The organism is Paenibacillus sp. FSL H8-0283, assembly GCF_045040675.1.
Lineage (GTDB): Bacteria > Bacillota > Bacilli > Paenibacillales > Paenibacillaceae > Paenibacillus > Paenibacillus amylolyticus.
Window position 1 is genome coordinate 2097839 of record NZ_CP150295.1, and the last position, 12120, is coordinate 2109958.

A 12120-nucleotide genomic window follows, 5' to 3' on the forward strand; every position below is an offset into this window, starting at 1 on the left:
ATTACGAAAGATGCCTAACGGCATCATCATCATCGAATATGGGATTCACCCGAAATGTCCGTTGCTCACGTAGTTTTCCCTACGCTCCGCTACTCCATTTCTAGCTTCATCCCATCTTCTCGGTACTGAAAACCAATCTTTTTGAACTTGCACTTAAAATACAACGATTACATACCTGTTACTTTTCCATAATTATCGATAAAAATCAAGGATTTACGCTGGTTTCCTACAATTTATAGGGCAGGGATAGGATTGTTAAGTATAAACAGACATATGATCTTTGAAGCTCTGTCCCGACTGGTAAAGGAGGAGTGGATTCGCTACAATAATAGGAGTGAAGTGTAGTTGAATTAAGGGAGAGAACTTATATGCAACGTAGATGGATGATGCTTGGAGCTGTAATGACCATGCTATCGGTGGCGATTGGTGCGTTTGGTGCTCACATGCTCAAGGATACGATTGGGCCGGCGGCCATAGCTACATATGAGACAGGTGTGCAATATCACATGATTCATGCATTGGCCTTGCTCATTATTGGTTTGACGGCTGGTCAACTTGGAGCATCGACAAAACTGAAGTGGGCAGCGCGTCTGTTGTTTATCGGAATTATTGTGTTCTCAGGCAGCTTGTATGTGCTTAGTATTTCTGGCATTAAGATTCTGGGTGCCATCACACCGATTGGCGGGGTAGCCTTCATTGCCGGATGGTTGTTATTGACATTAGATGTATGGCAGCGAGGTAAGGATCGCTCCTGATCGGTCCAAACAAATCTCGGAGGGTTCAATCCTACATGAAACATAGAACTAAAAAAGCAACTTGCGTTAGAATGTACCGTCATTCTAACGCAAGTTGCTTTTTGTTTTAATCCGATGAAGTTAGTTACAGAAACTCATCGATTTCATTGGTTCGGAACGTATACACCTGTTTTTCATCGACATGGTAGATGCTCACAATACTGGTATCACGATCAAAATTCAGAATACGGCAAGGAATGCTCTGATGTTTACCGTTCTTGTTATTGACAACAATACGGGTGAGTTTATTCTCCTTGATGAGTGTGTCAATCCACGCGTCAAACGAGTTTCCATCGGATACATTAGATGTTTGGGTGGCAGGCTTTTTCTCACTAACCGGTTGTTCTTGTAGATTCTGTGTTTTGACTGGAGCAGGTGAGGCAGGTGTCTGAGCTGCAGTGGACGCCTTCTGTGCTGCGTTGGCTTTTTTGCGTTCGTTGTGAAGTGTGACGAAAGAGTCCTTCTTGGACTGGAGTGTCGCTTCAATAATTTTGCCTAGCTCTATGCCGGATTGAATCCGAAAGTCCGCAATTTGTTCTTCATTGTTTATGAACTCCAACAGGGACTGCAGTGCCAATGCATTTGAGCGGCTCTTAATAAGTATATCGACATTAAATAAAAAGCCGATGTCCTCTTGATTGGATAAGGTTTCTTTCATTCATCCCAGCCCCGTTAAAAATTATGTCAGCTCAAAAAAACGCTTCAATTCACTATATCATTAAAAAGGAAATTATCATAGTGCTAGAGACGCAGAAATATGCCGATTCGAGATGTATCTAGTCCCGGAGTGCCCCTTAATTTCTCCCCAGAATAGAACAAATATTCTTCTTTTTTCATCCCCTGATCGTCCTGTTTGCCTGCGCCAGTCGTGCGGGTCTACTCTATAATTTATTTAATCAGGACAGGAAGCAACAGGGGGAATCGGGAATGGGCAATGCATATCAGGATCGATTGAGATACGTTTATAAAATTACATCTTCCAGAATTAGAAAAGCGGATTATGATCTGCATCTTACTTATCAAGAAGCGACAGTAAATGGAGAAGTGGCATCTATTGGAAACCATCAGGTGTTTCGTTTTATCGATCGTATTCGAGGCTACAAAGAGAGGGAACAAGATCTGGCTAGAATCAAGCTGGAAATAGAGCGATTAAAAGCCTTGAAAACCAATGCTGAACATAAAAGAACAACGAAGAAATTGCATGAAGAACTGAAAAACCTGAAATTTGCCGATGATTACTTGCTGGTGGTCATTGAAAATAATAAAGACTATGATCGGCTGAATTCATCGAAAGCTTTCTCCATCAACGGCAAGAAATACAAGCGGTTATTGGCTACGACAGGTGGAGCCAAAAGTTCGACGGTCATCTATGTGAGTAAGGATATTCATTCGCTGTTGGAGAAAAGATTGAATAACGGCAGAGATCCCAATAAAGAACTGGTTCCTGCCAAACTGGAGGCATATAAGGCCTTGGCTTGCAGTACAAGCACGCCTGTGTCACATCCCGAGCGGGTATTGGTTGTTCATGATTGTATAACTGAATTTGGCGCAGACATAATTCAGATTGATGATACCGAGACAGAATACCCTCGCATAGAGAGTAGGAAAAATGAGCCTATTCAGATGAACATGAGTGATGGGTTCGGTCTTATCTCTCCTGCACTTAGTGAACGATGGGCAATCGAGCTGGGACATAAATATATCCCGAGTGGATTTTGTATTCGCAATAGCTTCTGTAAAGGGATGGTCTTTACATTTGATTATCACGAATTTGCTGATCGAGTTGCAGGTAATTATATGGTGGACGATGCCTGGGGTAATCCTGTGGATATTCGAGAGATAGACCTGATCATCACAACGTCTATGCTCAAACTATGGAGCTCATACAACAGTATCGACGATTACCTGTTATGTTGCGGTTATTATGGCTACACGTTTAGCGTAACGAAGGTTACACCTGAAGAGCTCGAGGACGAGCGTCATTTAAACTACCAGTTTATTCAGTCGCTCCAATTGGATGATAATGAGATTGGTGAACTTATTCGGCCTACGTTAGACTCGATTAAAAATGTGCTAGGTGAAGACTATCGCAAGGCACTGTTATTTCTCAAAGGAATTCACATCCATGAGAACGATTATAGAAATAGTCCAGATGATTATATTAAAGGGCTGATGGTAGACCCGCGACTTATAGATGATCCTTTTGTGCGCAACAAAATTCATACCTTATTACGTAAGCGAATGAATGAAGCCAAGATCGGAGTTCTAAGAGTGAAAGGCAATTTCAGCATTATATCTGGCGATCCCTATACATTGTGTCAGAGCATTTTTGGCTTGCCTTTAACAGGATTGCTGAGCTCGGGTGAGTTCTACTCCAGATATTGGAATGAACACCATGTGGACCGCGTAGCTTGCTTCAGAGCTCCGATGACTTGTCATAACAATATCAAGGTGCTTCGTTTTCAAAATACAGATGAGATGCAGCATTGGTATCGCTATATGAACACGGTCACGATCTTAAATTCATGGGATACGACGACGCATTCCTTAAATGGTGCAGATATGGATAGTGATCAGGTCTTAACTACAGACAACGACACAATTCTTGGGGCAATTCAGGAGCTTGATGCGATTGTATGTGTACAGAAAACCTCAGCCCAAAAAATTCCGGATGAGAAGGATCTGATTCAGGCTAACAAAGACAGCTTTGGTGATCTGATCGGTTTTACAACGAACAAAATCACGTCGATGTTTGATGTATTAGCCAATTATGAGGAGCATAGTGCAGGATATCAGGAAATGATGTACCGAATTCAATGTGGTCAGCATTATCAACAAAATGCCATTGATCAGGCTAAAGGTATTGAATGTAAAAAAATGCCGAAGCACTGGTATGATATTCGCGCTGCGGTAACCGACGAGTCTGCCTTGAAAATGGTAGCACACAAGAAACCTTATTTTTTCATATACAATGACCCGGAACAGAAAAAAGAATATACCACCTATGTAGAAAAAACGAGTCAGAAGTGCTTGCAGTTATTTGGCATGACTGTGGATGAGTTGTATTCGAATAAGGAGCTATCTCCGGATCAGGAACAGTTCCTGGCACAGTATGAACAGAGAATGCCTGTATCCACAGCACCATCTGTGATGAACCGGTTATGTCATCAAGTGGAAGACGAGTTCAACAAGTTAAAGTTAAAACAGACCGCAAGTTCGTTTGATCATACGATATTGATGAGTACCAAAAAATACTCACAAGCTCGTTATAAAGAGATTCAACGTTTATATCAGATGCATAACGAAGAGCTACGTAGCTATATGACTAACTTGCGCAAGAGTAAGGTGAAAAAGGAAGAAAGATCTGCCCGATGGCAGTTGTTTGTTTCACGCTTTAAGGAGCAGGCGCTGGAGATCTGTAATAACGAAGAAGATCTGTGCAATATGATTGTGGACATGTGTTATCGAAATGCGGAGAAATCAAAGCAATTTGTATGGGATGTGTCAGGAGATCAGATTATTCGCAATCTATTGGTTAGCAATGATCACATCATTCATTATCCGGTTAGAGACCGGGACGGCGATATTGAGTACGCGGGAAAAACCTTTAAAATGACCCAAATGCATGTGAAGGAGTAGCGCCCTTGAAAATCATTCTGAATGAACGTCATCATGCCGAGCAAGCAATTGCACATGGGAAAATGGATAAGAAGCCAACCAAAACGTTGATTTGTTTAGCTAAATACGGGCTTCAACAAGGGAAGAACGCCGAAGATGCATATGCGTTGTTAAATCAGTTTATGACCAAGTATTATCCAGACTACAATGCTGTCCAGTGGGATACATTTCTCAATCGTATCATTAAGCAGTCTCAGAAGTATATCAAGATAAGGGAGGAGGCAAGCAAGAGCACGCTAATCGAGATTGATCATGTACCTGTAACGCACGAAGAACTTCAAAAGATCAAACAACTTAAAAGTAAACGACTCGAGAAATTGGCCTTTGTTTTACTGGTCTACAGCAAGATTAATAATCGAATCAATGAAAATGATACGTACTGGATTAATCATGAATGGAAAGAAATCTACGGTGATAGTCAAATGGCCGTAAGCAAAAAAGATCAGGGGTTATTGGTGCACAAACTTATTCAGTTAGGGTATCTCAAAGAAAGTCAACGTGTCGATTCAACTAACGTACAGGTTTTGTTCGCTGCGGAGCATGGTGAGGTTGCCTTCCAGTTAGTTCGCTTCGATGACTTTGTGTTGGAGTATTCTCGCTGGAAAGGAGAAAACATCAAAAATTGTACCGTATGCGGAAAACGAATGCTGGCAAAATCGAATCGAATGAAATACTGCAAGGAGTGCAAAAAAGCTGGCATTAGTCTCATTAGAAAACCTCTCTAAAGCCAGACACAGCAATGCTGTGCATGGTTGTTCAAGAATTTCTTTAATGATAAGCCAGGGACAGGTTTCCTAGTTAAGGGGGAGGTATCAACTTGGAAGCCGTCTTATAAAGAAAATACGCTACATAACGCTTAGGTAGGTGAATTATGTCAAATGGGATAACTTTAGCACATGTAGAGTCTTTAATTAGAGAAGCGGTGAAACATAGCGGTCCGGGGCAGCCAGGAGATCCTGGCGAAACTGAACTCGCTATCAAGCGGGCACTGGAGGCTGCTGGCGAAGCCTTACAGGCTGCCGGAAAAGCAAAAGAGGCTTATCAGACGACTCGACTTGTGTACCAGAGTCCGGTTGCTGATTTTGAGGAGTTAAGTATGCAATACCCTTCTCCTGAAATAGGCTGGACGGTGCAGACGTATAAGGATGGTAAAAGATATCGTTTTGATGGACAGACATGGGTAGAGATTGATGTATTTGGTCAAAACCTTCAGGTGGTTAATTCCGATATGGATGGGCTCATGAGTACAGCTGAACACCTGAAATTAAATGAGATTCCGTTGGAAGTACAGGATCGGGTTATAGTCTTTTGCAAAGAATCACGGGTGTACCCGGAAGTACTGGGGATTTTAGCCCCCTTTCCATTCGATGGCGAGATTTTACATGTAAAGGGCTACTGTGGAGTTTCTGGAGATACCGCGACTGAAATAAGAATTGAACGATCCAAGGATCTCATTCACTGGCAGGATGTGATGGGGAGTCCACTGAAATTTGAAGCATTTCAACATCAAGATGATGGTGAGGCTACATTTGAGGTGAGAAAAGTGGAGGCTGGAGATATCTTCAGAATCAACATCATCGAAGCCGGTTCAAACACTCAACATCTTACGATTCAATTAACGATCAGAACATAAAAAAGGAGATGGATTATAATGACACAACCAATTATTACATGGATGGACGCAACACATAGTAAGGAGATTGTAGCACCGTTTGATTATGGTGTTATTGATGCAGATACCAAAAGTGAAATTCGTATTTTTAATGTGTGGAACAACAAAGGTGGTGCGACGGATGTGTCAAAAATGGAGGATTGCACTTTTACAACGCGGGATATGGACGGGGGCACTGGTGATACGGTTAAATACGATATTGAAGCTGTTAAAAACAACTGGTTTCATGTGCAAGTGGACTCACTTGGGGAGAACGATTTGGATGAAGAGAGCTCTCGTGTAGGCAAGGACTTTTCGAAGCCTATTGGAACTACGGGCAAAACTACGGTGGATCATACTGGAACACCTTATGCAACACCGCTAGTACCGGGTGCAAAAGAGATATTGGGAGTTAATAATAATGGAGATCAAGAAGACGCCGCAGGTAACTATGTAACGCTGTCTATTCAATGTGAAGTACCCTTGAATGCTCGTAGTGGTAAACAAGAGTTCAAGAAACGTATCTCCTATCGTTACGTTTAAGAAAAGTTAATGATGCAGACAGGCTATTGTAGCCTGTCTTTTTATTTATCTATGAGGAGGAAAAACTGTGATTTTAGGTCAGAAACAGTACTCTCGTTCACCTGTATCTCAAGCTTATATATGGATTGCCGATTATTATGATGGAACATATCTGAGTGAGTATGATCTTAAGACACAACATGCACACCGCTTTTATGACATCAACAAAGAGAAGTTGGTGTTATTCGGATTGATAGGTCAAGGATCCCAAGTTTATTACAATGTTGCCAATGGGGTCTTCCACATTAATGCTGATCGTTACTCCATATCTTATGAATGTGATGAGCAGGAGTACCCTTTAACCGGGAGAACGTTTGTATACAATGACATCATCCAATTCAAAAATGGATCCTCAGAAGCGAATATGGCTGGATTTTCAGGGCAAGGGAATTCAGGGGCTTTCAGAAATACGATTGAATGTTTTAACTTTGGTTACAAAAAAACAATGAACCTGAATGATGCACAAATTAATTTTCAATGCGTATGTTCCCTGCCTCTAAAGGAATCCGTATTCTTTCAAATAAAAATTTCTTCTAACCTGGACTTGCCTGGGCAACTCGTTATTCGTAAAAATGGCTTTGTCATAGATCAAATCGTAGCCCCTCTGAAGGCAAATCATGCAGGAATCATAAACTGGGACATTCGTTGAGTTGGATTTTGAGATGAGATAGGTGGTGAAAGTATGGCGATTCAAGAAATTGCACTGGATATAGATCTATCTATAGGTGTTTTCAAAGATACGATATATCAGGCTCAGAAGTTGAAATTAAGAGAGTTGAGCCAGGATGCGGACGGGAATTCAATCTATCCAGCTAATGGGTCTTGGGAGTCCACTCCCATTCGGATTCAGGATAAGATTGCTTCATTTAAAGGTGTGGCTGCAAGCGTAGATGTAGTAGGGGGAGCATCATACAAGATCTATTGGAGTACATCTGAGGATGGCTTTGAGTGGGGGGCGTATGAGGAAATTTTAGCAGATGTGACTGCTACTAAAGCTCCTGCAAAGTATATGAAGGTGAAAATTGAGATTGTTGCTGAGAAAGAATATTCGAATTTCTACATAGACGAATTTAAGGAGAATGGGAAATACAACAATTCCTTTGTCGAAAGTGACTCGGGTTCTCTAGGCTTAAAGAAAATATATCAATTGAACATGGAACGAGCATCGGACACTCCAGCAGGGATAGTGCTACGTCAGAAGGTTGAAAATACGAAATTTCAAAAAGTAGATGGAATCAGAGTGAGTAAGGGGTGATTTTATGGCAGTTCCAGCGACTACAGGCGTATTGAGATCAAATATAAGTGATATGGAGATTGGCGACTATATTGTATGGAGATATGATTCTTCTGGAGAGCAATTTATAGATGGCACTCTAGGAATAAACGAAATACCTGTAAATGGGTTGGTTGGTACTACAAGTTTAAACAACTACTACTGGTACGCTATTAAAGTAGACAAAGGTCTTTTAATCTCTGATCGCATTAGACATCATACTGTCACTTGGGATTCAATGAATGCAAATAAGATTATTGAAGGTTTGCCTAAAACCTTTGGTGGTGTCTCAGGAATTGTCCGTAGTATATCTGGTGGAGTAGGATATGCAGACAAAGATGGCAAACTGAGTATGAAGGACTTAGGATTGGGGGCATTTCCAAGTAATAATGAATATGACAAATATATTATGAAGTCCAACTTGGGTGGCAAGGCTAGACCCAATGTTGATAATGTTTGGCATCACCATAACATGTTTTGTTGGGCAAAGGAAACACCTGTTCTCGGCTCATGGACTACGAATAAAGGAACAGTCTTATCTGCACCCTCTTCAAGCAGAATAGTACGAGGATATGAACAGCGCGACGATAATAGAGGTGTTGCTTTTACAGGAAGTGCTTCGTCGCAGAATTATATTGGGTTTCGCCCAGTATTTGAATATAAGGAGGTGTAATGAATGGCAGTAATAGGACAACCATTGACAGCTCCTGAAGCAGGATGGAAAAGGTATGACGAAAGGGATTCAAGAATTAAGTTCAGCTCCCCTAATGCACTAAGGCAAGCATACACTACGTATGGAACTTATGCAGGAACACTATCATATATTGACTCTGGTATGGGAAACACAGCAGACACTATTTCATTTAAGTTCACTGGAACAAAGTTAATTATTGGCGTTTTGTATTGGAATACCAATGAACACTCTGGATTCTCAGTTGAGGTAGATGGTGTTAAATTAGGTGATTACGTGACTGGTCGTAAAAGCGCAATTGCTGGTAGTACAGTTGGATTCATAAAAACAGATTTTGAGGATAAAGAGCATTCTGTTGTTATAAAGAACTTAGATAAGAGTGTAGTAAGTGGAAGTAACAGCACATTTGCTCTTGATTTTATTGATATTGACTCAACAGGAAACCTTGTGACGGTGGTTGGACAACCATTGACATCGCCTGATACAGGATGGAGACGATATGATGATACACATGATTCCTTTATATATCTGGGAGAGAATTGGATATTTCAAGCTCAATCAGGAACGCCAACTCTCTACAATGCAACCCACCACTATTCTGCAAGAGGAATGGGCGGTAACGAAATTAGGTTTAAATTTTACGGAACCAAGATGAGACTAATATCAAGTATAGGTCCGACTTTTGCAGATGATATTTCAGTCGTCATTGATGGAGTAACTGAGAAGTTTAATCCAAGAATGCCAACAACAGCAGACGAAAGACAGCGGCTAACTTACGAAAAAACTAATCTGTCTTTAGGTATCCATGAAGTTAATCTTATCAACGGAACGAACGGAGATTGGAGATTGGATATAGATGCTGTAGATATTGATGACACAGGCTATATGGTGGCTCAGGTGGGACAACGTTTATTTGCACCAGAACCAGGTTGGAAGAGGTATGACAATAGTAATTCAGCTATTAAATACGAAGGAGTGGGTTGGATTTCAGCTACAGGTGATTCTAATACTTATGCAGGAACAGCCCACTATATTCCACTTAATGGAGCATCATCAAATAGCATTAAATTTAATTTTTATGGGACAAAATTGAGGATCATTGATCTGTATTGGACTAATAGAGTGGATAACGTGACCATAGAGATTGATGGAAAAGTCTCTACATGGAATCCCAACAATCCAGCAAATAAATATCAAATATTGGTCTTTGAAGTGTCAGGTTTGGAGAAAGCTTTACATAAAGTGAAGCTATCAACAACTAGTTTGAGTGGAACATTTTCACTTGATGCAATTGATATTGACCTTGATGGTAGATTATTTCATCCAGAGGAAGTAACAAGTATTGATGAACTTGAGATTGGCACACGTATCAGATGTAATTATGTTGCGAACACTTCTGGTGCGGCAGGAGAGTTTAAAAATATAGGAAAACAAACATCTGAATTCATATCAACATCATCTGTTCCAAGTGTACCTAATGGAGACTTCTATTTAATTGTTGCTGATGAATATAATGGCAAGAAAATTTTAATTGCAGACAGGAACATTCAATCTTCAATATCATGGGATGCATTAAATAGCAATGGTCTTGTGTTTGGTGTTCAAAAGGATTTAGGAGTGAAGAATTATACCTTAATTTATCGATTACTCACAGGCGGGATCAAAGCAACGGATAAGGATAATGAATGGGATAAATATATTGTTAACTCTACACTGAATGGAAAAATCATTGTTGGTGACAATAACGTGTGGAATTGGAGTGGTGTATACACTTGGACAAGCACTACAAATACTTACAATTCCAGTAATAGGACTTTAAGAGGTAACTCTAAGAACGACACTCTGACTTATACAATTTCTAATAATGTTTCGCATGGTTTCAGACCATTAGTAGAACTAGAAACTTTGCCAATGTTTAAATCCTTCGTTAAACATGATGGAGCGTATAAAAGGTTTGACACTGGAACTTTAGAGTGGAATACAATTTCGGCAACTTTACCTTCAGAAGACACTTTTATTAATGACGGAATGGATGATCTATCTGTTTTAGATAGAAAAAACGAAGGTTTCATTGCGAGTATGTCTGCCAATGGATCGCTAGGATCAGGCAAGATGTTCAAAGGAAGAATCGATCTGAAAAAGTATTTTGAAATAATTAATGTAAGTGTGAAGTAGAGTTTAATGCTCTACTTCTTTTTGTCTGTAAAATAATAATTTCACTTAGAAAGGAGTTGTGCTTATATGGCGATAAAAAAAGTTAGATTCGTAATACAAAAATCGAGTTTTGCGTATACAGCATTTGGTGGAGTAAGATTTTATAAGAGTGAAGTTGATATGGTAAATTCAGGAAGTCAAGTCTCTGCTAGTCCAACTAGTGGAGAAACACAAAATTTCTTAGCTACATCTGATGCTGGTTACCCTTCAACTAACGCTTATTATCTACCATACCTTGTTGACACCAACAAAAAACAAACAGGAGTTTATACAGATCTTTGTTATTGGCTTACAGACAGTGCAAATGCTACATATACAATAACTGTTGAGTTTAAAGTTCCGCTAGATAAGATTTATAAGATTGAATTTGTACCTCGTCCTGATACATCAACAATAGGTGCTAATAGAGGAATAGATAAGCCGTTTATGTTAGAGCTAATAGATGAAAACAATAAAGTTCTGATTCAACCTACAATTAATCCCACTACTCAATTAAACACAATTCAAACATGTCTAGTTCCACCACTAATAAAAAATAAAATCTTACTTTCATCAGGTGATGATAAGTATTATTCCATATTATCAGAAATTGCTACAGAGAATTACCTTCCTCCACTAACTGGAAATATAACGGAATATGCAGAGATAAGCGCAAGCAGTGTTGCGAATACAACGAACAACGATGCTTGGAAAGCATTTGATGGTGATAGTTCAACATTTTGGTCATCAGCAAGCGTAAAGACAGGAGCACTGGCTGTGAAGTTAAAGAGAAAGGTGTTTCTTGGACAATATGTTGTAGGGTTCGCTTCAAATGTCAGTGTAACTGCAACTCCTAAAGATTGGACTTTTGAGGGATCTAGTGATGGAGTCAATTGGACAGTAATAGATACACAGATTAATCAGACTTGGGGCGCTACAGAGAAAAGAGTTTTTAAGATTAATAGGCTTGAAGGTTACGATCATTATAGATTAAACATAACAGCTAATAATGGTAACACTTCTCTTATTCTTCACGAACTTTCGTTTAATGAAAGGAGATTTAAAGAAGTTGGAATCGACAATAGTACTGAAAATACTTTTTTAAAATATGGTGTTAACGACAAACTTCTACTCAATGCAAATCTGAGCGGATCTAAATTTTTGAAGAGTGCTAGTGCAACTCTAGGTTCAGGTAAATCCTGCGAGCACACAATTGATATGTCAAAACGCCGAGTAGATAAAATTACACTTGGCTAAA

Annotated in this window: 11 protein-coding genes; 10 read left to right on the forward strand and 1 reads right to left on the reverse strand. The window is 39.8% G+C overall.

The genetic code is table 11. The features are described 5' to 3' along the window. Positions 1-368: 368 nt before the first annotated feature. Positions 369-755 carry a DUF423 domain-containing protein gene (locus MHI52_RS09620; RefSeq protein WP_405158925.1) on the forward strand — a complete coding sequence of 129 codons (387 nt, stop codon included), beginning with the start codon at positions 369-371 and terminating at the stop codon, positions 753-755. Between the two features lie 124 nt (positions 756-879). On the opposite strand, the gene MHI52_RS09625 is transcribed toward MHI52_RS09620, so the two are convergent. Continuing rightward, on the reverse strand, positions 880-1452 hold the full coding sequence (locus MHI52_RS09625) for a hypothetical protein (protein ID WP_076318334.1): 573 nt from the start codon (positions 1450-1452) through the stop codon (positions 880-882). Between the two features lie 269 nt (positions 1453-1721). Between MHI52_RS09625 and MHI52_RS09630 the strand changes: the two genes are divergently transcribed. The 9 genes from MHI52_RS09630 (at position 1722) to MHI52_RS09670 (ending at position 12119) form a co-directional block, all read left to right on the forward strand. Next, on the forward strand, positions 1722-4433 hold the full coding sequence (locus MHI52_RS09630; RefSeq protein WP_405158926.1) for a hypothetical protein: 2712 nt from the start codon (positions 1722-1724) through the stop codon (positions 4431-4433). A 5-nt stretch (positions 4434-4438) separates the two neighbouring features. Next, positions 4439-5197: a hypothetical protein gene (locus tag MHI52_RS09635; RefSeq protein WP_405158927.1), complete on the forward strand. Its 759-nt coding sequence runs from the start codon at positions 4439-4441 to the stop codon at positions 5195-5197. Between the two features lie 146 nt (positions 5198-5343). After that, the gene (locus MHI52_RS09640) at positions 5344-6105 is read left to right on the forward strand and encodes a hypothetical protein (RefSeq protein ID WP_338708248.1); all 762 of its coding nucleotides are present in this window, start codon (positions 5344-5346) and stop codon (positions 6103-6105) included. Positions 6106-6123: 18 nt separating this feature from the next. Beyond that, positions 6124-6666 (forward strand): hypothetical protein, encoded by a 543-nt coding sequence (locus MHI52_RS09645; protein WP_127544355.1) that lies wholly within the window; start codon positions 6124-6126, stop codon positions 6664-6666. 67 nt (positions 6667-6733) lie between these two features. Next, complete coding sequence (locus MHI52_RS09650) at positions 6734-7354, forward strand: hypothetical protein (RefSeq protein WP_405158928.1); 621 nt, start codon at positions 6734-6736, stop codon at positions 7352-7354. Between the two features lie 33 nt (positions 7355-7387). Next, complete coding sequence (locus MHI52_RS09655) at positions 7388-7960, forward strand: hypothetical protein (RefSeq protein ID WP_405158929.1); 573 nt, start codon at positions 7388-7390, stop codon at positions 7958-7960. 4 nt (positions 7961-7964) lie between these two features. After that, positions 7965-8651 carry a hypothetical protein gene (locus MHI52_RS09660; protein ID WP_405158930.1) on the forward strand — a complete coding sequence of 229 codons (687 nt, stop codon included), beginning with the start codon at positions 7965-7967 and terminating at the stop codon, positions 8649-8651. A 3-nt stretch (positions 8652-8654) separates the two neighbouring features. Next, on the forward strand, positions 8655-10844 hold the full coding sequence (locus tag MHI52_RS09665) for a hypothetical protein (protein WP_405158931.1): 2190 nt from the start codon (positions 8655-8657) through the stop codon (positions 10842-10844). A gap of 66 nt (positions 10845-10910) precedes the next feature. Then, a complete protein-coding gene (locus MHI52_RS09670; RefSeq protein ID WP_405158932.1) occupies positions 10911-12119 on the forward strand; it encodes a discoidin domain-containing protein in 1209 nt (402 codons plus the stop codon). The last annotated feature ends 1 nt before the right edge of the window (position 12120 follow it).